We start from the raw sequence: 22,471 nt of genomic DNA on the forward strand, positions 1-22,471 counted from the left end.
CATAGCTATGCTTGCCCACATTATATGATTGGTGGAGTAGATTCATGACTAGTCGAGGGGAATCCTTAATACTTGGCCAACGTAAATTTCCTCAGATGGCAAATTATTAGCAGCCTTAATTTTAGCAATCCCATCGGGTGACTTATAATAATTCATAGCAATTCTATACATTGTTTCTTGTGATTGAACCGTATGCTGAACAACTTTTGTTGCTTGTTTTTTTGCTTCCTCTTCTTTCGCCTTTTGTTCTGCTAATTCCTTCTCTTTTTGTGCAGCTTCTTCCCGTGCTTTCTTTTCAGCCTCTTCCTTTTCTTTTTTGGCTGCTTCTTCTTTTGCTATCTTCTCTTCTTCCTCTTGTTTTTTTCGTTCAGCTTCTTCTTGTTCTTTTAATTTTGCCTCTTCAGCTGCTTTCTCCTTTTCTTGTTCTTCCTTCTCTTCTTCCTTATCATCAGGGGCAGCTGCAACATTTTGTGATGACCCATTATTACTGTTATTTGATATACCAACCGTTTCAAAATCTTCTTTTTCTGCTGATGTTGAAGACTGATCAGCTAGCATAGGAACAAGATAATAAACAGACAAAGCCACTATTGGTACCATAATAAAAAATGCTGCAAGTAAACGAATGAGTGGGTAGTCCAACTTTTTATCCAATGTTTGTTTTTCTTTTGTACTGCTGATTTCCGCCATTGCCAACTCTTCACTTACATTTACTTTTTGTAATCTTTGGCGATCTCTCTTTGCCTTCTCCCGATATGATGCCTCTCTATTCATCTATCTTCCCTTCCTGCTCTTTGACTTTTATATATATATAACCCCAATAAACAATCAATAATAAAATGCATAATAATTGTCGCTAACAAATTACCTGTTAAATCATATATCCAACCAATGAAGAAACTTAATAAAACGACATTTATAAATAAAAACCATTGAAATAAATAACGATAATGGACAAGAGCAAAGATTAAACTAGTCACTATCAACCCAAAATGAGTTTGCAGCACACCTCTAAATAACACTTCCTCACTAAAGGCAATAATTAACGTAATTACTACGATATGGGCCGGTGATAGTGAGCTGAATATCCTTATATTTACCCCACCATCATTATAATAGGAGGGAGGTAGGACCCGCATCCCTATTATATCAAGCATAACAATGACTAATCCTGATATTATACCAATCGCAATAGATGGTCCATCCCATTGGAATAGCGCAAAAAAAGAATCCCATGAATGAAAGAGAAATAGGCCAATAACCAATGCAATGAAAAGTAATAACAATTGTGTTAAATATAAATGAAATCTTAATTCTTTATCAGATAACAAACGAATGGTTTCTTCATATTTACTCTTCATTTTTGGATGTCTCACTTAATAAAATGTCTTTTAAAATCTCTTCCCAATTTTCATATAAGGGTATTATCTCCAGCTCTTCAGTTTGCAGATCAGGGTAGTTGCTACCATTACAATGATCGCAGCAGTCTCCTATATTTATTGTCGGCAGTTCACCAAAATAGTGTAAGATTTTTTCTCGTCTACATGTGGAACTATGAATATATTGATAAACAGTCTGAATGGCTTCTAATTTAAGCTGGAATTGTTTGTTCATAATCACCTTTAGTTCATCTAAGGAGGTCGCCTCCTTATAATCAAGGATAGCATGACGATGAAAATCCTTTAATATTCGCATAGATGTTTCGCTAAGGTTGGCAATTACTGTAATATCCTCTTCGTATTTTTCTAACTCCCACCACCTTAGGGAATCTGTTAAAAAAAAACGTTTTAAATTTTCCATTTGACTATCATTAATTAGTTCTGATTCTACCAACTGCATCGGCAGCTGTTCATCAAAAGGTGCATATAACAGTAAAGCAAGACTAGGTTTGCCATCTCTCCCAGCTCTACCAATTTCCTGTAAATAAGATTCCATATTCATAGGCATATGAAAATGAATAACATAACGGATATTTTCTTTATTAATCCCCATGCCAAATGCACTTGTTGCACATATCACATCGAGTTGGTTATGAATGTATTGTTGCTGAATAAGTATTCTTTCTTCATGATTCAATCCGCCATGATAGATGCTCACTCTTTTTATGCCATTCTCTTTTAATGATTGTGCGCAAACTTCTGCCGTTTTTTTACTAGAAAAATAAATAATACCTGGACCGTGTAAGGCTCTTATCTTCTTAATTAACACATCTATTTTCTCTTGATAACTTTCTACTTTCTCAACATGTAATGAGATATTTGGTCGGTCAACTGAATATAGAATATCCATACTGTTTTGCATGTTTAAAGATTTTTTAATATCCTGTTTCACCTTATCAGTTGCCGTAGCCGTTAACGCCAATATAGGCGGATGCCCTAACTCTTTCATTACAGAGCCAATAGCTAAATAGTCCGGTCGGAAATCATGTCCCCATTGAGAAATACAATGCGCTTCATCGACAACAAGTAATGTAATATTAAGCTCACTTAATTTCTCCATGAACAATTTTGATTGCAGCATTTCAGGTGAAGTAAAAATAAACTTATACTGGTGCAAGTTTTTAAGTGCATACATTTTTTTTTGATAATTTAAAAAAGAATTAAATGCGATTGCTCGTTTTTCCCCAATCAATAGTAATTGGTCTACCTGATCCTGCATTAAGGAAAGAAGTGGAGAAATAATTAAAGTTGTGCCTGGGAGCATAAATGTTGGAAGTTGATAACATAAAGACTTCCCAGAACCAGTAGGGAGCATGGCTAACGTATGCTTACCGGCCACTACCGCTTTTATTGTTTCTTCTTGTCCATCTCTAAAAGACGTATAACCAAATTTTTCTCTCAGTAATTGTTTCATTATACGCTCACCGCACTTTTTTGTTTAGCTAGTACAAGCCGTATCTGAAAATAGCTTGCTTCGGGAACTAATTGACGGATATATTTTAACTGCTTTATTCCGTTCGTTGAAGTTTTTATAATGTTTCTTTGTACTTCTGGTGGAACATATATATCTATATTAAATGACGAATCAACAATGGCCAATTCCACAATATGATCTTCAATTGTTCCTTGTTTTAATTTTCTTATTTTAATAATATCCTCAATATCGTATCCTTGATTTAAATAGATAGCTGTTTTTCTTGTTGATTGTGTTAGCTGTAACCACTCATTTTTCTCTTCTGTCTCTAATATTTGCTCGAGTAAAGGATAAGAGGTGTTATTTTCTTTTACTTCAGTTAATATCATGTGAATCACATTTATAAAGTGTAACTGATAGGTTAACACTGACATTTGCAACTGTTCGGCTGCCTGCTGTTGTGTTAAGCCAATTCGATTACTTCCTGTTAACCTTAGAATGAGAATAAGGGGGTCAATTTTTTTATTCGTTAAAATATGTTGTAACTCCTTAAACAGTTGTGTTGCCAACTCATGACGATTGATTCTATTCCTTTGAATAAAGTTTTTTAACCAATCAAGATGAGGTTTATTATTTTGAATAGGGAGATACCTCCCGTTATATGCGACTAGGTTAGAAATTACTTGAACCATAAGAGAAAGGCGCTCCCAAAAAAGTTTGTCCATCCGGTTATATGACCAGCCATTGAGATATCTAGGTATGATTGGTTCATCATACTCTTGGAGATACATATCCCCTTTTTCCGTCATTCGATAAGACCCCTCACCAAGACAAGTGACATAATTCTCCTCTAAAAGATCATCTAATATTTGATTAAATTCCTCTCTTGCCAAATGGGGTAACACATGAAAGTATCGCTTCAAGTGAAATAAATGAGCATCTTGTATTGTTTGAGAAGACTTTTTGCCATTAAGCAAATGTAAAATGGCATAAGCAGTTCTCTGATTCTCAATTGATTTTAGACAAAATAAGACCAATTTCTGAATAACGCTCACATTTCTCTCCCCTTTATTCATTGACTAATTAGTTTTTAGAATAGCATTTCCGTGGTGAATTTGCAGACTTTTTCGACATTATTTTAATTTTTTTTGTTGAATTTTATTGTATCATGAAACCGTTATATACGTGATAATATCAGTCAATTTTTCATCATGAACCAGATGAAAAGTCCCACCATAGACTATTCTAGATGGTAGATTTTTATTGAAATGTTTACAAGACAGATTTACAATAGAACATGTGGTAAGTGTTTCGGCAGATATTTTCGTGCTTTAACATGAAAAAGATTTTAAATAGGAGGTTATTCCATGGCGAAGTATACAATTGTTGACAAAGAAACATGTATTGCTTGTGGCGCATGTGGTGCGGCAGCTCCAGACATTTATGATTACGATGATGAGGGCATCGCATTTGTAACACTAGATGATAATGAAGGAATTGTTGAAATTCCTGATGTTCTTATAGAAGATATGATGGATGCATTTGAAGGCTGTCCAACTGACTCAATAAAAGTCGCAGACGATGCCTTTGATGGTGATCCGTTAAAATACGAATAGAACAAAAAGAAATCTAATGGTAAAAGAGAAAACGAGTAAATCCTAATTTAGGGATTTACTCGTTTTTCTATGAGCTACAGGAATCACATACTCGTATACTCATTCGAATAAAGATCGTTTCCCAATCAATTATCCAGTTGGAACTTAAATAGTAGTTATCGAAGAATGCAAGTGAGTTCATTGGTGCTTTTACGAATGATGAAAAATGTTGGATAAGAATGACAATTCTACTTAAGCGGCATAAAATTATATATTAAAAGGCATCTAACTTTTCAAAGTTAGATGCCTCCTTTATAAATTAAGCAATCGTATTTAGTGATCTTTGTTTATTAATCCAATTACTCATCTTAGCAAATACAAGCATAAATACCGATGCCATTAAAATTCCTTTAATAAAGTTAAAAGGTAGAATAAACATGACTGCAGTTGAACGCATTTCTGGTCCTGACATAGCGGGCATATTTAAAAACATTGTATAGGCAGGTAAAAAGACGAAATAATTAAGCAAACTCATGGATACAGCCATTACACTTGTGCCAACGATTAATCCTATTGTCATACCTTTTTTGGATTTCATCTTTGTATAAACATAATAGGTTGGCAAAATAAATAATAAACCTGCTACAAAGTTAGCAATATGACCAACAGGTACGCCAGTAGCACTTCCCGTCATAAAATAATCCAACACATTTTTAAACAATTCGACCAGTATTCCCGCAATCGGACCAAATATTAACGCAGCCACTAAAGCAGGAATATCACTAAAGTCAATCATCAAAAAGTTCGGAAACGGTGGTAATGGAAAGTTTAACAACATAAGAATATACGCGATACTACTCAACATACCGATTGCAACAAAAGCTTTGACATTTAACTTCTTCAATTTTCCTCTCTCCTTTTAGGCTATCTCTCCTATAGAAGAAAGGTTCAGCAAATAAGCGTCTTTGCATAACAAAACCCTCAAGTAAACTTGAGGGAGAATTGAACAAAGACATTCTTAATAAACGTTCTTGTAGTGTATACTTTGAACGTTAGCAGAACCTCCATCTTCTCCCATCCAGACTTTACTGTCGGCTTTGGATTCTCACCAAATCCTGCCCAATACAAACGCTTCGTGCTAATTGCACTCCACTTTTAGGCTCGCGGGCTTAAAGTATAAATACTTATCACCGCCGGTCGGGAATTTCACCCTGCCCCGAAGATAGACCATATTTATTTGACAACTTCATTATACTGAAAAATAATTCATTTGTGAAGCCTAAAATAGTAAATATCTCGAATTAAAAACATTCCTTTCATTATGCACATATGTCTTCAAGAGATAAAATTTTGTTTGCACGAAGATCGTTTTATTTTACTACATTAAAGCGTTTCCATTTTAAACACAAACAATAAATCCAATTGACAGAATAATATTCGTCTTGTAAAATAATCAGATAATTAAGTAACCAACTTAGGAGGGTTCATACATGTATCAAATATTAGTGGCTGATGCCATTAGTGAAGAAGGCTTATACCCTTTACTTAACGACACAAATGCTGAAATTATTCAAAAGAAAACCGACGATCCTGAGGTTGATTTATCAACTATTGAGGCTTTGTTAGTACGGAGTGCCACGAAAGTAACGGATGAATTAATGGCGGAGATGCCAAAGTTAAAAATTATTGCAAGAGCAGGTGTGGGTGTCGATAATATTGATGTTCCAGCAGCAACTAAAAGAGGCATTATCGTTATAAATGCACCAGACGGAAACACAATTTCTACGGCAGAGCATACTTTTGCTATGATGGCCTCCCTTATGAGAAATATTCCTCAAGCACATAGCTCAGTTAAGAATTTGGAATGGAAAAGAAATCAGTATGTAGGTACTGAACTATTCGGTAAAAGTCTTGGTATTGTTGGTATGGGAAGAATCGGGAGTGAAATCGCCAAGCGAGCAAAAGTATTTGGCATGAGTGTGTTAGTATTCGATCCCTTTTTAACCAAAGAACGTGCAGCAAAACTCGGTGTAGAATCTAGTTCATTAGATGAAATACTGCAAAGATCTGATATTATTACGGTTCATACTCCACTTACACCCGAAACAAGAGGGATTATCAATGAAGAGGCATTGAAAAAAACAAAAAAAGGCGTTCGCTTACTCAACTGCGCCCGTGGTGGTATCATTGATGAGCAGGATTTAGCTAAATATGTGGCTAATGGACATGTCGGAGGAGTTGCATTAGACGTATTCGAAACTGAACCACCTGGTGAACACCCACTTTTAAAATATGATAATGTCATTGTAACTCCACATTTAGGTGCGTCAACAAAAGAAGCACAATTAAATGTAGCAACACAAGTCGCCAAAGAAGTTCGGACTTACTTTGAAGGAAATCCAGTATCTAATTCAATTAACTTACCAGCTATCTCCAAAGACATTTATGAAAAAATACAACCTTTTTACCAAATCTCTAAACAAATCGGAAATATTTTAACTCAATGTGTTAAAGAAGGGGTACATGAACTCTCTATTACTTACTCTGGTTCAGTGACAGATTTAGAAACTGCATACTTAACAAAAGCAATGCTGTCCGGTTTCTTCAAAGGTAGAATTGACGTTAACGTGAATGAGGTTAATGCATTACTCACTGCAAAAGAGCGTGGTATCACTGTTGGAGAAAAGATTTCCACCGATGCATTTGGCTATGACAACTGCATTTCGGTCACAGCAAAAGGAGAAGAAAATGCATTTACAGTTAGAGGAACCTTTATTGATCATTATGGGCCAAGAATTGTCTATTTAAACGGGTTTAATATTGACTTCTTACCAGAGGGTAACCTTCTTTATATTCAACATATGGACAGACCTGGTGTTATTGGCCACGTAGGTCAAGTCCTCGGCGATCACCATATTAATATTGCCACAATGCAAGTAGGGCGTAAACAAGCAGGTGGAGAAGCGATTATGGTTCTAGCTTTTGACAAACCACTAAGTGACAAAGAGCTTTCCTTATTGAACAACTTAGATGAGATTGTTTCTATTAATCCTATTATTTTATAATTCTTTTTTGTAGAGAGTGGCCCTCAGTCGACCACTCTTTTTTATATTTTGGATAAAAGTAAAAGTCATTCACAACACAAACAGTTTCCAATTAGAACCTGTTCATTTTATGAATGACTTTTTAAATTGAACACTAGTCATCATTATTCCTAGCCTAAAGGATATTCTTTACGTTCACCTTTTGAAAAAGTCATGATGGATGAATATCCAATTTCCTTTGCTAATGCAAGCGATTGATCAAAGTCTGCACCAACATGCTCGGGAAAATGAGCATCAGATGATAAAACGATTGGTATATTCTTCTCAAAACATTTTCGTAATAATCTTGGATCTGGATAAAGCTCACCCACAGGTTTTCTTAAACCTGCACTACTAATTTCCACGCATGTTTTTGATTGTGCTAAAGCATCAGTTGCTCTTTCGTATTGTTCTAATAGAAACTCTTCATCTTGTGGAACATACTTAAAAATCTTCACTAAGTCAATATGGCCGACAATATCAAATAGATTAGATTGAGCCAAAGTAACTATCTGATCATAATATTTACGATATACATCATAAAGATCGCGTCGTTCCCATTCGTTTTTGTATTCAGCTAAATCTATGCCAAAGTCACCTACCCAATGGACAGAGCCAATCACATAATCAAAATCATATGATTGAATGAATTTTTCCATTTCCTTATGCTTTCCAGGTGTATAATCCATTTCAATGGACATCTTTACATCTATTTCTTTATTCCATGCTTGGTGAAATAATGAAACATAATCCTTCATATCATAATATCGTCTTTCATTCACCCATTTATTTTGCAGAATATCTGCTGTTTGGTAAAAGTGATAAGCATGTTCAGAAATACCAAATGAACCAATATTTTTATTATTAGCCGCGTTTGTAAATTGTTCTAAATAGTCTAATGTAAGTGTACCGTTCTCTAAATGATTATGATAATCCGTTAACATTTTGCCTGCCTCCTCAATTGTATGTAACAATTATACGCCTTAAAAGAGGCATGGACAATGAGATTTAACTATTTTTTTAGAATAATCAATACTTAAATGGCGTCAAACTATTTTGATCGAAAAATAGATACGATTTTTTTTAAAAAAACAACCTTTTATTTATTTTCATATTAAATGTACGTGCCTTGTATGTATTCCTTTCCATTTAGGGAACCTGTAATATTTGATTAGGATATATGTTTTCTGTCCGCAATCCATTCTTATTTACCAATTCTGCTACCGTCACATTATACCTTTCACTAATCGACCATAATGTATCTCCTGTTTTCACTTCATACGTATCCATATGAGGTCCGTTCATTTTTCCTGAAACAAGCATCGTATCCTCATCGTGATTAAATACTAAAAAAGGATCAAGCGCATTCTCCTTAGAAAAGGTCCACTCGTTTGCGTGAACTTCAAAATGCAAATGTACACCTGAGGAATCACCGGTATTGCCCATTTCTCCTATTGTATCGCCTGCTGAAATCACTTCACCTTCCAATACTAAACGCTTTTTCAAATGAGCATAAATGGTTTCTGTATCGTTATGATGCTGTATAAACACAACATTACCATAGGTATCAGAGTAATATGATCTTGTAACTACTCCACTATCCACTGAGTGAACAGGTGTACCTATCTCAGCAGCAATATCAATCCCTTTATGATGTCCTCCTCTAGTTCCATATGTATCTGTGATGACCCCTTCTACTGGCCATACCCAATTTTTTGTTTTTTCTGGCCAAGAGTCTGCTAAAGCATTTTTTTCACTACTGAATATAAAAAAAAGAAAACATATACTTCCGAACATGAACAAACGGCCTACTTTATACTTCAAAACTTTGCCTCCTAAAGCGTTCTATTATATAGACAAATTAATTACTTCTATGATTACGACAAATCCTGCCAAAAAACACATCCATTACTATGTACGAGTTTTTAAAAAATATGTATATAAAAATTAATTTTTCTTTTTTTAATGGCACCTTATTTTAAAATTATAGTTATGAGTATTTTACTTTTTTCAATATTACCTTTGTCAAAAGCGCAAAAAAAGTTGGTAATATTAGACTTTTACAGTCATAATTACCAACTCTTGATTCTTTCTTATGGTAAATCCCTTTTATTAGGTGCTACTGGCACTTGAATTTCTTTTTCTAAATCAAATCGACCAATTTGATCAATTTCGGTATTTTCCAACTTAACCTCATTATATTCAAATTCCTTGGCCGTTAATAGAATCGCTTCAATCGTATATAAAGTTTCCTCATCATTCTTTATATCGGCATCATCTTCAAAAGTAATTAATAATTGTTCATCGGAAACGACTTCCGTTTCAAAGTCTATGTCATTAGGTATAGAAGCTTTCAGGTTATAAGTTTCAATCCCTTTTTTCATTGCTGCAAAAGCATCTGTCACCGAGTTTATTTTTTCTCTAAACGGAACAAGGAAAGGCGTTGTCCATTCTTCGTTAGGATAGTAAAAATAGTAAGCAGATTTATTAGACGTATCAACTTGATCTATTTTTTCTGTAAAGCCTTCATTTCCCATCTCTACCCCTTGTTCACCATCTGTTAATAAATCGATTTTCTCTATATTAAAATCAGCCATCATATCCGTTAATATTTCTTTAATAGCTTCTGATTGACTGCTTGATGAAATATTTGTTGCAGCAGGAAAATCTACTGCTAGCACTTGATTTGATGTATCATAATGAAAGTCCGCATTAAATGGGTTTAGCTCCCCTAACCCCCATTCAGCTTCTTTTAAATCTGACATATGATTTATGAATAATTCCATTTTAGAAAGATCTGCTTCTTTATTTACCATCACACTAATCGGAATAAAATTTTGAACATTATGATCCGGTATAGAATATGTTAAAACTTCCTCTTGATCTTTAATATCTTCCGCATAGACTGCAGTTGGTTCAATTTGCTGTGTCACTGGTTGCTCATTATTATCATTGGCAGTGGTATCTTCTGACTGGTCATTTTGAGCATAAATATCCCCCGTCTGATCTATATCTTCTTGCGGATCTACCTCTTCATCCTTTACTATATCTTCTGTATTTCCTTGCGTATGATTACTCTCATCATTTGTTATCTCATCGTTTTCTTCCTTTTGTTGAGTCGCATTCGATGCCAATTGATTCTCTTGCTCGCTATCATCTATATTACTTCCGGCTGAATCTTGAAAATTAATCATGGTCGGAACGAGAATACATAACAGTAAAACAGCAACTGCAGAGGCTACAGATGGGGTTAACCACCTTTTTCTTTTCTTCTGCTCTTTATATATCATCATTTGTTGATACATATCTTGCTTACTTATGTGGTTGGTGATTTTAGGAAGTTGTTTCAATAGTTCTTCGATGTGATCATCTTTCCAATCTTGTTTTTTCACTATTTAACCCCTCCTTTTCCCACATGTCAGACATGTTTTTCTTCAGAGCCTTTAATGCTCTGTGTTGCGTAGTTTTCACTTTACTTTCCGTCCAGCCTAGAGTTGCTGCCGTCTCAGCAATGGATAATTCTTGAATATATCTCATTATAATAACCGTTCGCTGGTCTACTGAACACTTTTCCATGCACCGATAAATCATTTGGATTTCCTGACTCTGCATAACTACTTCCTCTGGCATAGGGTGCTCATCTTTAATCTGTTGCTTTGACCAATCAAATTTTTCAATTATTTTTTGTTTCCAGCCTTTTTGTTTTCTAAATGAATCAATGGCCACATTCCTTGCAATTGAGAATAACCATGTTTTTTCACTACTCTTGCCTTCGAATTTATCATATGACTTCAAAACTCTTATATATACTTCTTGCATAAGATCTTCTGCCAGCTCTCGATCTCTCACCATATAAAATAAGAATTGAAATACATCCTGATGGTATTTTGTATATAATTCATCGAAAACGGAGTCCAATAACTTCCCCTCCCCGTTCATAAATAATAGTCGTTATTAGAATTAAAAAAGTTACACTCTAACTATAGTATTAATGAAATTAAAATGGAAGGGTTTCTTTAGGAAATCTCTTCTTGCTTATTTCGCTTCTGTTTGCCTTTTAGAATCAAGCTGTTTTCTGACATGAATGGTTTGCCATATACAATCTATTGTCTGAATCATCACATATCTAGCTCTTTTACCCTTGTTAGAGAAAGGATTCAAACGATGGCTTTTTGTTAATCCCATGTGGTATTGACATCATACGTATAAAGGAAAACAAAAAACCGAACATGCACTCTCATTTAGGAGTTTCATGTCCGGTTTTGAATTTCAGTTACTTTTTTTCTTTTTATGATTGGAATGTTCCTTATGAATCAAGAGAATTCGTCAAGAACAGCGCTGATCATTCATGACTTTTCGGAAGAAAGATGGAAAATGTCGTACCATGTCCAATTTTACTCTGAACAGTGATTTGCCCCTTATGGGTATCGACAATATTTTTGGCGATTGCGAGGCCAAGTCCTGTTCCAGATCTTCCTCTTGTTCGTGCTTTATCTGCTTTATAAAACCTTTCAAATACAAATGGTAAATCTTCTTCTGGGATTCCAGATCCAGAGTCAACAACCTCTATCATTAGTCCTTTTTCGTTACTACGCTGAACGACAGTGACTTGTCCACTTTCTGGAGTATGTCTAATAGCATTATCTATCAGATTTGTCAACACTTGCTCCATACGATCAGGATCAAAGCTTGCCCAAACCCCTTTATCTTCCAATGACTCAGCCAATATAATTTTCTTTTCAGCCGCCAGTCTTTGAAACTTTCTGGTGACTTTTAGAATAAATGATTTTACTTCTACAGCTTCACGAATAAGCTGAATATGCCCAGCTTCCATTCTTGCGATATCTAGTAGTTCATTCACAAGTCTACTCATTCTTAACGATTCATCATAAATAACCTTAGCCATTTCTTTCTTTTCATCCTCAGTACCAGCGATGTCATCGACAATTGCTTCACTATATCCTTGCATTAAAGCAATTGGTGTCCGTAATTCATGAGAAACGTTGGCGATAAAATCTTTCCGTAATTTATCAAGTTGCCGTTCCTCTGTCATATCACGGATAACTGCAACTGCACCCCGAATAAAGGTTTCATTATATAAAGGGCTAATAACCATTACCCAAGTTCGCCCTTGAATATTTACTTCACCTATACTCTCACTTTCTGTATTTACAGCTGTTTGGAACAATTCCATTACATAAGCAGGTACACTATCAACGAGACCATCTTCACGTTCATAGGACCAATGACGCAGAAAACGATCCGCTGGTGGATTTGTTATCACAATTTCACCATCTTTACTAAAGGTGAATACACCATCTGCCATACTGCTTAAAATACTAGATAATTGTTCTTTCTCTTGACTTAAAGCATCAATATTATATTTCAACTGCCGGCCCATCCGATTAAAGGTAATCGCTAGATCACCTATTTCATCTTTAGAAAGATAAGGTACTTTTGTATCAAAATTCCCTCGTGATGCTGCTGTGACGGCTTCTTTCATTTTCCTAAGTGGTGCAGTAATCCTCGTTGACAAGAAGAAGGCAAAAATAGTTGTTAAAATAATCGCTACCCCAGCGGCTAATAAAGTAAACTTAGTCGTTGACTCTGTTGTTTCTTGCATAACCTCCAAAGATTGATATATAAATACTGCACCATCATTTTCATTTGATGGCGGAAGTGGGACCCCACTAATCAGTATATCAGGATTATCTATATTTCCTTCTCCACCATCCGTTAAATAAGAAGAAACCTTAGTAACTGATTCATTTTTTGTAAAAACAGCTTTTAAATCTGGATCACCATGTAAATAGGATAGTGGCAACTCAAATGTTTGATTTTCATTGGGAGAATAGTACACTTGATCATCAGCAATAATAATTACTTTTGTCACTTCATCTACTAATTCCCAAGCAATTTCCAGTCCTATTTCACGATCATGTTTTTCCAAGATCAATGCTATTTTATTGGCAGTTGCCTTCAATCCCTTTTCTGTTTGATCAATATGATAATTCTCAAAGAATTGCAGCAACATAACCGTTAAAATAAATAAGACAAAGGAGACCAGTATAAGAAAAGTTGCCCATAGTTTCCCTACAACACTATGCCATAACCTCATTCATTTACAACCTCAAACTTATAACCCACTCCCCAAACAGTAACAATCATTCTAGCAGCTTGCTCTGATACTTTGTTTAATTTTTCTCGCAACCTTTTTACATGTGTGTCTACTGTACGCAAGTCACCAAAGAATTCATAATGCCATACTTCTTTTAATAACTGTTCACGATCAAATACTTTATCTGGTGCTTTAGCCAAAAAGTAAAGCAACTCATATTCTTTAGGAGTCAAGCTTACTTCTTTACCATCCGCTAATACACGGTGGGCATCATTGTCTATTGTTAAATAAGGAAAGACAATGATATCTTTAGCAGTCGTTTCTGGTGGGACATAAGAAGATTTAGACGACCTTCTTAGTAATGCCTTCACTCTTAAAACCACTTCTCTAGGACTAAAAGGCTTGACGATATAATCATCTGTACCTACTTCAAATCCTTGGACGCGATTTACTTCCTCTCCTTTTGCCGTAAGCATAATGATTGGTGTTGTTTTCTTTTCTCTTATTTCTTTACAAACTTCTATCCCATCTTTACCTGGCATCATTAGATCTAAAAGAATGACATCATATTCATTTGTTAGGGCTTTATCTAGTGCCTCGTCACCATCTTCTGCTTCTTCAATAACATAGTCTTCTCTCTCTAAATACATTTTTAATAATCGGCGAATTCTCTCTTCATCATCAACAACTAAAACTTTTACTTCATTATCCATTTATAGCACTCCTTTAGAATGAAGATTATTTTCATAGAAAAAAGCCTTCACTCCACTACATGTGAAGTGAAGGCATAAAATCTAGCACTACCTTAATGCTCAATTCTATTTTAGCAAAATTTTCACGATCCTGCATAGGAATGCAACCCGGCAATAACTAAGTTGACAACAATTAAGTTAAACATGATAATAATAAACCCAATTACACCGAGCCAAGCAGATTTTTTACCATGCCAACCTTTGGATAATCTGAGGTGGAGGTATGCTGCATAGAATAACCAAGTAATTAATGCCCACACTTCTTTAGGGTCCCAGCCCCAAAATCGCGACCAAGCGATCTGTGCCCATATCATGGCAAAAATTAACGCTCCTAATGTAAACACCGGAAAACCAATTAGGACAGACCGGTAACCTACTTCATCGACTAAATCTAAATTTACTCTCTTCGTTAGTGGTTGCAACGCTAGTGTCATTCGTTTTCTAACAAATAACCTAAAGAGCAAATAGATAATTACTCCTGTAAACAATGACCATAAAACAGTATTTAACTTTTTGGCATTAATGATACCAGGAGTCTCCACCAATGGGCTAAATTTATCCGGCGTTAAATGTTCACCTTCATGAGGCCCAACGAGAGCAGGTAAGTGATATTCTAACGTTTCTTCTACATTATTATTATCAATCCAATGAAACTCTGACTTGTAGCCTGTTGCCCCAAATACGGAAGAAATGATAATGAAGCCAAGTGTACAAACAACCCCAAAGAGAACAACTTCTAACCAGATTGCCTCTTTTGTTTTTTTCGTATGATCCACTGCTTTGATTAAATAGATTAAGCCAGCAACAAAGCTAATCGCTAAAATCGCTTGTCCTAACGCTGCTGTTGTTACATGGATATGAAGCCAATTACTTTGAAGAGAAGGGACCAATGGTGTTATGTCTCTTGGGAACATGGCAGCATACCCAATAAGGAGAAGTGCCACTGGTAATGTAAATAACCCAAGGGCAGGAAGCTTATAAACAAAATAAATGACAATAAACGCCCCAACCAAACACATGCCAAAGAATGTTGTAAACTCAAATAAATTACTTACTGGTGCATGTCCAGCTGCTACCCATCTTGTAATAAAATAACCTACTTGACATATAAATCCGGCAATTGCTATCGTAACACCTATTTTTGCCCACTTATTTGGTCCATGATCTTTTTCTCTTGCTTTCTTGTCCTTAATCGAACCGGCAAAAAAAGCTGTGCCTACTAAATAGAGCAAAAAGGCGATAAATAATAAATTTCCACTTAATGCAACCATTATTACTCCTCCTTACCCTTCTTATTTGTTGTTTCATCTGATTGGTCAATCGGTTCTTGAATACCACTACCATCAAATACATGGGTGATCTCTCGCTTAAGTCCGTGCCAGTTTTTATTTGTATGACCCGCAACTAAAACTTGATCTCCTAACCTTCTAATCCATATTCTGCGATGGTTCCAGTATGCACCTTGCACGACACCAATCATGAAGATGAGACCACCTATAGCTAGAATAGGGAGTGTTAAGTCTTTTCTTACGGTCAAAGCACTAACATTTTGCGTGTCTACTCCTTTAAAGGCCATCTTTAAGTCATTATCACCATATGGTTCAATCGTTTGTTGAATAGCAACGAAGCTAACTTCTCCATCAGGATGTTCAGGTGAGAACATTTTAAAGATAAACGCTGGGTTGTTCGGCACGCGTGATTTCGTGACTGGCTCTGAATTTTCATCAAATTCAAAATCAGGGAAATAGCTCATTAGCTCAACACTGTATCCATTTTCAAATGTATATTCATCTTGTGGGTTATGTAAATCAATCGTCATTTGACCAAATTCTTCATTTGTTTCTTTATTCGTTAAAGCAAATGACATTTCGCTTATCTCACCTAATTTATAGCTTTGTTGATAGAGAGCAAACTGTTCAAACTTTAAAGGTTCATTTACCCTTAACTCGTAATCTTCTACCTTTTCTAGTTCTGGCTCTTGTCCTGCAATTGTTTCTCCAGATTCTTTGTAAAGGCTCACATTTGTTTGAAAGTTCTTCGCGACTGTACCATTGTTTTCTATCGCTGTTGTAAACGCTTCATTTTCTTTTTCTTTTTCATAAGTTTCTAGAATAAATTCGTGATTTTCCAGATAATACTCGCCTTTTGTTTCTGGGATAACGACTGTTTCACCTTCACGGATCCATAGCAATTCGTCAACATACATCCCAGGCACAAAACGCAACATGCCTCCAATTAAAAAAATGATTAACCCAATATGGTTTATATAAGGGCCCCATCTTGAAAATCGGTTTTTCTCAGCAAGTATACTCTCATTCTCTTCTCTTATGTTGTAGCGTTTTTCCTTTAATTTCACCTTGATTTTCTCAAATGAATCCTCTTCAATAGAAGCCAAGGTTGTGGCTCTATATAATCTTTGTCGTTTTAAAAACCCTTCATGCCGATCGACTCTTTGTTTTTTCAAGGCACGATATAGAGGTACGACACGGTCAAGACTACATATAACCAGAGATACGCCAATTGAAGCAATGAGTAATAAATACCACCATGAGCTATACAGGTTGTGAAACCCTAACGTATAATACACTTCCCCAGCAAACCCATATTGATCCTCATAATAAACGGATGCATTTTCTGTAGGCGGTATATACATTTCTTGTGGGAAAATGGTACCAATTGCTGAAGCGGCTAATGTAATAATGATTAAAGTTACCCCTACTTTAACAGAAGAAAAGAAGTTCCATATTTTATCGATGATTGTTTTGTTGTACGTTTGTGACCTTCTCGCACTGCCTTCATAACGCATATCAACGAGCTTTTTACTTTTCTCTTCTTCTACTAACACACGACCGCATGATTCACATAGGACTGTACCATGAGGATTTACATGGCCACATTCACACTTTACTTGTTTCATCATAAAAACTCCCCAATAATTACGGTTTGATTTGCGTCATAAAATCTTTTACCATTGGTTCGGTCAAAGTCCCCGTATGATATTTCACGACTTCACCTTCAGGATTAATGAGAAAAGTCGCAGGCAATGGACCGATGCCATATGCTGCCTTTACATCTTCATTTTTATCAATGACTACTGGAAAATTCATGCCATGTCTTTCAATAAACTTGTTCACTGCTAGATTCGATTCACTTATGTTTACTGCGATTGTTTGAACCCCTTGATCTTTAAATTGCTCATATTGATTGTTGATAAATGGCATTTCTTTTTCGCAAGGCTTACACCAAGTACCCCAAAAGTTCAAAAAAACGCCTTGGCCTTTATAGTCAGATAATTGATGTTCTTTTCCATCCATATCGACTAATACAAAATCAGGAGCTTCTTTACCTATTTGTACTTTATGCACATTATCCTTATTAAAGTTTGCATATAGCGTGTAAGCAACGGCTGCAAATAGAATCACTAATATCGCTGTCCTCATAACGAGCCGTCGTTTTTTCATAAAAAATTCCTCCCAAAGTTAAGACACAAATTTTTAGCATTATTTTAACAATTTGGTATTTATTATATCACTAGTATGAAAACAGTCCTTGTAAACGGTGTGAAGGAAATGTGACAACTCTATGACTTTTTCATTTATTTACCTGTACTCTTTTTAGCTAATGCCCTAAATTGCTTTACTTCATGTGCTGTAAGTTCTCTTGCGTCACCTGCTGACAGCCCGTTCAATTGAAGGAATCCATATCTTTCTCGTTTGAGCTTTTGCACTTGATGACCTACAGCCTCAAACATTCTTCTCACTTGACGGTTTCTGCCTTCGTGAATCGTTAATTCGATAATCGCTGTTTGTTTTTGTTTATCACTACTAAGCACTTTTACTCGTGCAGGAGCCGTTTTTCCATCTTCCAAGCGGACACCTCTTTGTAAATGATTTAAACTTTCTTTAGAAGGAATGCCCTTTACTTTCGCTACATATACTTTTTCAATTTCATTTCTTGGATGCATAAGCAAGTTCGCGAATTCACCATCATTCGTCAATAATAATAATCCTGATGTATCATAATCTAATCGACCCACTGGATAAATTCTTTGTTTCACATGTTCAAAGTAATCGGTTACCACTTTTCTACCTTTGTCATCCGCAACACTTGATAATACACCTCTTGGCTTATATAGAAGAAAATAAACCGGCTCTTCACCCTCAACCGGGATACCATCGACTTCGACTTTATCAGAAGGTGTCACTTTCACCCCTAATTCTTTTACAATCTTACCATTAACCTTTACACGGCCATCTACAATTAGTTGCTCCGCTTTTCTCCTAGATGCAACCCCTGCATGGGCTATGACTTTCTGTAATCTTTCCATTATCAGTCACCTCAAAATCTCTATTACTGTCCATATGAATTATGCCATAAGTTCAAGTTTTTTCAAAGAGCGCATTTTTTAACCAAATTGTACATTTTTAAACTAAGTATACAATAGTTATTCCCTTCTTTTTGAATTTGAACAGTTAGTAGGCAATTCTAACATAAAAGAAGCGTTGTAGTAAGCTGTTATCACACTGCACAAAAAAAAGCTGAACAAATGATCCTCATTTGTTCAGCTTCCTCTTTTATAAATTAAAGACTACATTATGAAAAGACAAGTAATACAATAAGGATGGCAGCGATAAAACCTGCTAAGTCTGCTAATAGACCTACTTTCAACGCATCACCCATCTTCTTAATACCGACTGCGCCAAAATAAACAGTCAATACATAAAAGGTTGTATCTGTACTCCCTTGAATGACAGATGCCATTCTTCCAATTAATGAATCTGGTCCGTGTTCAGCTATTAAATCAGTCGTCATTCCTAAGGCTGCATTACCTGATATTGGACGAATAATAGCGAGCGGAACAACATCTGCTGGAATACCGATAGCCACAAATAATGGCCTGATGAAATCAAGGAAGTATTCTAATGCACCTGATGCTCGAAAGATTGCAATAGCTACCATCATACCTACTAAAAAAGGAATGATTGAGATAGCAATTTTAATCCCATCTTTCCCACCTTCTACAAAACTCTCATAAGTCGGTACTTTTTTAAACGTCGCGTAGACCAATATAAAACCTATAAGTACGGGAATAAACCAAAGAGAAATTAAAGATACTATTTCCATCTATCTCATCCTTTTCGTGATCTCCTGTAATAAAAGTATCTATCAATCAAAATAGCGGAAATGGTCGAACAAATTGTCGCTATAAGGGTAGGACCAACGATGTCAGTTGGACTAGCTGACCCGTAATTCATACGGATGGCGATAATTGTTGTTGGAATTAATGTAATACTAGATGTATTTATGGCAAGAAATGTGATCATAGAACGACTTGCTTCTGTACTTTCACCATTTAATGCTTTTAATTGTTCCATTGCTTTAATCCCTAGAGGGGTAGCAGCATTCCCTAAGCCGAACAAATTGGCCATCATATTCGATAATATATAGCCCATTGCCGGATGATCTTTCGGTACATCCGGAAAAAGTCTTGATATGAATGGTTTAAATAGTTTAGCCAGCTTGTCTAACAAACCTGCATGTTCGGCTATTTTCATCATTCCTAGCCAAAAGACTAATATGCTGATTAAACCAATACATAATGTGACTGCTTCTTTTGCCCCTTTAAATATCGCTTCATTTACATCACTTATCGTTCCATTAATCATGGCAAAAACGATACCAATGATCGCTAATCCTGCCCATATTACATTAATCATGTTGTTGTACTCCTAATATCCTTATAAACAGATGTTTAAAGTAATCAAAAAATCTTCCTTTTTCTTCTTTTACTCCATCCTGATTATAGTGAATAGGCAAAGTTTTAATTGCTTCATCATTTAAGTAAACAACTGCTTTTCCTACTATTTCAGGTGATTTTTCACCTTTTCTCCAACTCTCTTTCGGTTCAATAAAATGATATTTAATCCGAAAAGATTCTTTCTCTTTTTCTGTTACCGGGTACGAAAAGGAAGAGTGTAGTGATACTTTATCTTTGTAGAAAGCATATTCTACTCCCTTAATTCTCCCTTCGCTCAATACTTCAACTTGTTCATATTGATCAAATGCTCCCTCATACATGGCAATATGATCATTCCAATCATCCGGTCCATTTAACGTAACAGCAATTAGATCAAGATTGTTTTTTGTCGCTGTTGTTACTAAAGTCCTTTTTGCTCTTTTTGTATAACCAGTCTTTCCACCAGTTGTATATTTATAAAGCTGGGTTAATAAACGATTTTTATTATTCCAGCTATAATCTCTGTTTTCAGATCGATACGATTTTGTCCCTGCTATTTTTTGATACGTCTCATTTTTCATTGCATAGCGAGTAAGCAACGCCATATCATAGGCAGTTGAATAGTGATTTTCATGATCATCCAGCCCATGTGGATTTTCAAAATGCGTATTTGTCATGCCTATTTCTTCAGCCTTCTGATTCATTAAATACACAAAGCCATCTAAGCTTCCACCTACATACTCTGCAATCGCAACTGCCGCATCATTACCCGAGCGAAGCATTAAGCCATAAACTAAATCTTCTAGTTTGATTTCTTCCCCCGGTTTTAAGTAAATGGATGAGCCTTCTGCTTTTAAAATCGTATCAGTTACTTTTACTTCTTCGTCTAGCTTATTTGATTCAATCGCCAATACTGCTGTCATAATTTTTGTTATACTAGCTATCCGATTTTTATCATTGGCTGCCTTATCATAAATGATTCTACCTGATTCCTGTTCGATTAATACTGCATTTCTAGCACTAACAGAGGGTTTCGCCTCTACTAGTTGTGGACTTAAACTAAGCAATAAGGTGGACATTATGAGAATAGTGATTAGGTTTTTCCATTTCTTCATCGCACAAACCCCGTCTCATTTTATGGTTTGTACAATTCTATGCAGGACAAGTTCTGTTATGACAGATTCATGGCGATCGGTTCATAAATTAGTAGTCTGTATTTTATCAACCGTTCATCAAAAGGAGTTGAACTATCCATTCAAATTGGGGTAAGGATACGGGTATTGTAAACTGTTGCATCACTTGGACTTTGTTGACTGACTATGATTGAGGTTCCGCAAGAGTTGAGAGCTCAATACTCTTGCGGGGTGTAAAAACATAAGCAACTGCCTGTTTTCTTGTGCTACTTTCTTAATAAGGTTGCCATTTCATTTCATGTGCTTTTTGAAATCTTCTTGAAACATTGTCCCAGTTTACAATATTCCACCAACTATCAATATAAGCACCTTTGTCATTTTTATATTGTAAATAATAGGCATGCTCCCAAACATCTAACACTAGTAACGGAATCGTGTCCCATTGTGTTAAGTTTTGATGTTTTTCAGATTGTAATACTTCTAAATGTCTAGCTCTCGGAGACCAAACAAGAATGGCCCAACCTGAACCTTCTACTTGCTTTGCCGCTTCTGTAAAATGTTTTTTAAAAGCTTCAAAGCTACCAAAGTATTTGACTATTTCTTTTTTCAATTCCCCCGTAGGTTCTCCACCACCTTGCGGACTCATATTTCCCCAAAATATCGTATGCAAATAATGTCCTGATCCATTAAAAGCCAATTCCCTTGACCAATGTTTAACTAGAGAGAAATCGCCCGAATTCCTCGCCTTTTCTAATTCTTTTTCTGCTTTATTCAGTCCATCCACATAACTTTTATGATGCTTATCATGATGTAATCTCATGATTTCTTCTGAGATATACGGCTCTAACGCATTATATCCATAAGGTAAAGGTGGAAGTTCATGCTTTCCTGCTTGAACACTTACTTCATTGACATAAATTTGTCCAAGAGATAATCGGTGATTGAAATACTGTTCCATCTCACCGTGAAGTTCTTCTACTTTTTCGTGAATTTCTTCTATTTCCTTGTCTCCCATATTATGATCAATTGTCTCCATAATGGCTGTCATATGATCAAGTTTATCCCATAGCTCATTGCTCTCTTCAATATTTTCACTCTCTAAAAAAGCCCTCATATCTTCATTCCATTGAAACACATTCTTTAAGTATTCATTCATGCGATGATTCAAGCTACATCCCTCCTCTTCATTACATCATATGT

General features: G+C 35.6%; 22 protein-coding genes and 1 riboswitch. Of the genes, 2 read left to right on the plus strand and 20 right to left on the minus strand.

Annotation, left to right across the window (positions count from 1 at the left end):
• Positions 1-48 precede the first annotated feature (48 nt).
• The 4 genes from LG276_RS15160 to LG276_RS15175 are packed head-to-tail and all read right to left on the minus strand — an operon-like array spanning position 49 to position 3,908.
• Entirely contained in the window at positions 49-774 is a 726-nt protein-coding gene (locus LG276_RS15160; protein ID WP_224936093.1) for a LysM peptidoglycan-binding domain-containing protein, read from the minus strand.
• Positions 771-1,361, minus strand: coding sequence for a CPBP family intramembrane glutamic endopeptidase (locus tag LG276_RS15165; protein WP_224936092.1), 591 nt, complete (start codon positions 1,359-1,361; stop codon positions 771-773). Before LG276_RS15165 ends, LG276_RS15160 begins: the two co-directional genes overlap by 4 nt.
• Positions 1,351-2,853 carry an ATP-dependent DNA helicase RecQ gene (locus LG276_RS15170; protein ID WP_224936091.1) on the minus strand — a complete coding sequence of 501 codons (1,503 nt, stop codon included), beginning with the start codon at positions 2,851-2,853 and terminating at the stop codon, positions 1,351-1,353. Before LG276_RS15170 ends, LG276_RS15165 begins: the two co-directional genes overlap by 11 nt.
• Entirely contained in the window at positions 2,853-3,908 is a 1,056-nt protein-coding gene (locus tag LG276_RS15175; RefSeq protein WP_224936090.1) for a helix-turn-helix domain-containing protein, read from the minus strand. Before LG276_RS15175 ends, LG276_RS15170 begins: the two co-directional genes overlap by 1 nt.
• Before the next feature lie 312 nt (positions 3,909-4,220).
• Here LG276_RS15175 and LG276_RS15180 point away from each other — a divergent pair, with 312 nt between their 5' ends.
• Positions 4,221-4,469 (plus strand): ferredoxin, encoded by a 249-nt coding sequence (locus LG276_RS15180; protein WP_095372725.1) that lies wholly within the window; start codon positions 4,221-4,223, stop codon positions 4,467-4,469.
• Positions 4,470-4,767: 298 nt separating this feature from the next.
• Here the strand turns inward: LG276_RS15180 and LG276_RS15185 are convergent, their stop codons facing one another.
• Complete coding sequence (locus LG276_RS15185; protein WP_224936089.1) at positions 4,768-5,352, minus strand: ECF transporter S component; 585 nt, start codon at positions 5,350-5,352, stop codon at positions 4,768-4,770.
• 158 nt (positions 5,353-5,510) lie between these two features.
• A riboswitch (FMN riboswitch) is annotated at positions 5,511-5,676 on the minus strand.
• A gap of 262 nt (positions 5,677-5,938) precedes the next feature.
• Here LG276_RS15185 and serA point away from each other — a divergent pair.
• A complete protein-coding gene (gene serA / locus LG276_RS15190) occupies positions 5,939-7,513 on the plus strand; it encodes a phosphoglycerate dehydrogenase (RefSeq protein ID WP_404292268.1) in 1,575 nt (524 codons plus the stop codon).
• A 149-nt stretch (positions 7,514-7,662) separates the two neighbouring features.
• Here the strand turns inward: serA and LG276_RS15195 are convergent, their stop codons facing one another.
• The 15 genes from LG276_RS15195 to LG276_RS15265 form a co-directional block, all read right to left on the minus strand.
• Positions 7,663-8,475 carry a histidinol-phosphatase gene (locus tag LG276_RS15195; protein WP_224936087.1) on the minus strand — a complete coding sequence of 271 codons (813 nt, stop codon included), beginning with the start codon at positions 8,473-8,475 and terminating at the stop codon, positions 7,663-7,665.
• 205 nt (positions 8,476-8,680) lie between these two features.
• Positions 8,681-9,328: a peptidoglycan DD-metalloendopeptidase family protein gene (locus LG276_RS15200; protein WP_373370921.1), complete on the minus strand. Its 648-nt coding sequence runs from the start codon at positions 9,326-9,328 to the stop codon at positions 8,681-8,683.
• A gap of 296 nt (positions 9,329-9,624) precedes the next feature.
• Positions 9,625-10,923, minus strand: coding sequence for a hypothetical protein (locus LG276_RS15205; protein WP_251161937.1), 1,299 nt, complete (start codon positions 10,921-10,923; stop codon positions 9,625-9,627).
• Positions 10,898-11,449, minus strand: a complete 552-nt coding sequence (gene sigX / locus LG276_RS15210; RefSeq protein WP_095372719.1) for an RNA polymerase sigma factor SigX — start codon at positions 11,447-11,449, stop codon at positions 10,898-10,900. The genes LG276_RS15205 and sigX overlap by 26 nt, the downstream gene beginning before the upstream one ends.
• A 117-nt stretch (positions 11,450-11,566) precedes the next feature.
• Positions 11,567-11,716 carry a hypothetical protein gene (locus tag LG276_RS15215; protein WP_404292270.1) on the minus strand — a complete coding sequence of 50 codons (150 nt, stop codon included), beginning with the start codon at positions 11,714-11,716 and terminating at the stop codon, positions 11,567-11,569.
• Positions 11,717-11,873: 157 nt separating this feature from the next.
• Complete coding sequence (locus tag LG276_RS15220; RefSeq protein WP_224936084.1) at positions 11,874-13,649, minus strand: ATP-binding protein; 1,776 nt, start codon at positions 13,647-13,649, stop codon at positions 11,874-11,876.
• The gene (locus tag LG276_RS15225; RefSeq protein ID WP_095372717.1) at positions 13,646-14,362 is read right to left on the minus strand and encodes a response regulator transcription factor; all 717 of its coding nucleotides are present in this window, start codon (positions 14,360-14,362) and stop codon (positions 13,646-13,648) included. Before LG276_RS15225 ends, LG276_RS15220 begins: the two co-directional genes overlap by 4 nt.
• Positions 14,363-14,484: 122 nt before the next feature.
• A complete protein-coding gene (gene ccsB / locus LG276_RS15230) occupies positions 14,485-15,672 on the minus strand; it encodes a c-type cytochrome biogenesis protein CcsB (RefSeq protein ID WP_404292272.1) in 1,188 nt (395 codons plus the stop codon).
• A gap of 2 nt (positions 15,673-15,674) precedes the next feature.
• Positions 15,675-17,318, minus strand: coding sequence for a cytochrome c biogenesis protein ResB (locus LG276_RS15235; RefSeq protein ID WP_285840839.1), 1,644 nt, complete (start codon positions 17,316-17,318; stop codon positions 15,675-15,677).
• A 19-nt stretch (positions 17,319-17,337) separates the two neighbouring features.
• On the minus strand, positions 17,338-17,862 hold the full coding sequence (gene resA / locus LG276_RS15240; RefSeq protein ID WP_224936081.1) for a thiol-disulfide oxidoreductase ResA: 525 nt from the start codon (positions 17,860-17,862) through the stop codon (positions 17,338-17,340).
• Between the two features lie 134 nt (positions 17,863-17,996).
• Entirely contained in the window at positions 17,997-18,728 is a 732-nt protein-coding gene (rluB, locus tag LG276_RS15245) for a 23S rRNA pseudouridine(2605) synthase RluB (RefSeq protein ID WP_224936080.1), read from the minus strand.
• 266 nt (positions 18,729-18,994) lie between these two features.
• Positions 18,995-19,525, minus strand: a complete 531-nt coding sequence (locus LG276_RS15250; RefSeq protein WP_095372713.1) for a spore maturation protein — start codon at positions 19,523-19,525, stop codon at positions 18,995-18,997.
• 5 nt (positions 19,526-19,530) lie between these two features.
• Entirely contained in the window at positions 19,531-20,118 is a 588-nt protein-coding gene (locus LG276_RS15255; protein ID WP_095372712.1) for a nucleoside recognition domain-containing protein, read from the minus strand.
• Complete coding sequence (locus LG276_RS15260; protein WP_224936079.1) at positions 20,111-21,253, minus strand: D-alanyl-D-alanine carboxypeptidase family protein; 1,143 nt, start codon at positions 21,251-21,253, stop codon at positions 20,111-20,113. The genes LG276_RS15255 and LG276_RS15260 overlap by 8 nt, the downstream gene beginning before the upstream one ends.
• A 292-nt stretch (positions 21,254-21,545) precedes the next feature.
• On the minus strand, positions 21,546-22,427 hold the full coding sequence (locus tag LG276_RS15265; protein WP_224936211.1) for a superoxide dismutase: 882 nt from the start codon (positions 22,425-22,427) through the stop codon (positions 21,546-21,548).
• Between the last annotated feature and the right edge of the window lie 44 nt (positions 22,428-22,471).

The sequence above is a fragment of the Cytobacillus kochii genome (genome assembly GCF_044790165.1).
In the GTDB taxonomy this organism is placed as follows: Bacteria; Bacillota; Bacilli; order Bacillales; family Cytobacillaceae; genus Cytobacillus; species Cytobacillus kochii.

Bases quoted from the DNA above. Each gene is read 5' to 3' on its own strand.
- LG276_RS15160 (WP_224936093.1), bottom strand. From the start codon at position 774: ATGAATAGAGAGGCATCATATCGGGAGAAGGCAAAGAGAGATCGCCAA.
- LG276_RS15165 (WP_224936092.1), bottom strand. From the start codon at position 1,361: ATGAAGAGTAAATATGAAGAAACCATTCGTTTGTTATCTGATAAAGAA.
- LG276_RS15170 (WP_224936091.1), bottom strand. From the start codon at position 2,853: ATGAAACAATTACTGAGAGAAAAATTTGGTTATACGTCTTTTAGAGAT.
- LG276_RS15180 (WP_095372725.1), top strand. From the start codon at position 4,221: ATGGCGAAGTATACAATTGTTGACAAAGAAACATGTATTGCTTGTGGC.
- serA (WP_404292268.1), top strand. From the start codon at position 5,939: ATGTATCAAATATTAGTGGCTGATGCCATTAGTGAAGAAGGCTTATAC.
- LG276_RS15195 (WP_224936087.1), bottom strand. From the start codon at position 8,475: ATGTTAACGGATTATCATAATCATTTAGAGAACGGTACACTTACATTA.
- LG276_RS15200 (WP_373370921.1), bottom strand. From the start codon at position 9,328: ATGTTCGGAAGTATATGTTTTCTTTTTTTTATATTCAGTAGTGAAAAA.
- LG276_RS15215 (WP_404292270.1), bottom strand. From the start codon at position 11,716: ATGGGATTAACAAAAAGCCATCGTTTGAATCCTTTCTCTAACAAGGGT.
- LG276_RS15220 (WP_224936084.1), bottom strand. From the start codon at position 13,649: ATGAGGTTATGGCATAGTGTTGTAGGGAAACTATGGGCAACTTTTCTT.
- LG276_RS15225 (WP_095372717.1), bottom strand. From the start codon at position 14,362: ATGGATAATGAAGTAAAAGTTTTAGTTGTTGATGATGAAGAGAGAATT.
- ccsB (WP_404292272.1), bottom strand. From the start codon at position 15,672: ATGGTTGCATTAAGTGGAAATTTATTATTTATCGCCTTTTTGCTCTAT.
- LG276_RS15235 (WP_285840839.1), bottom strand. From the start codon at position 17,318: ATGAAACAAGTAAAGTGTGAATGTGGCCATGTAAATCCTCATGGTACA.
- resA (WP_224936081.1), bottom strand. From the start codon at position 17,862: ATGAAAAAACGACGGCTCGTTATGAGGACAGCGATATTAGTGATTCTA.
- rluB (WP_224936080.1), bottom strand. From the start codon at position 18,728: ATGGAAAGATTACAGAAAGTCATAGCCCATGCAGGGGTTGCATCTAGG.
- LG276_RS15250 (WP_095372713.1), bottom strand. From the start codon at position 19,525: ATGGAAATAGTATCTTTAATTTCTCTTTGGTTTATTCCCGTACTTATA.
- LG276_RS15255 (WP_095372712.1), bottom strand. From the start codon at position 20,118: ATGATTAATGTAATATGGGCAGGATTAGCGATCATTGGTATCGTTTTT.
- LG276_RS15260 (WP_224936079.1), bottom strand. From the start codon at position 21,253: ATGAAGAAATGGAAAAACCTAATCACTATTCTCATAATGTCCACCTTA.
- LG276_RS15265 (WP_224936211.1), bottom strand. From the start codon at position 22,427: ATGAATGAATACTTAAAGAATGTGTTTCAATGGAATGAAGATATGAGG.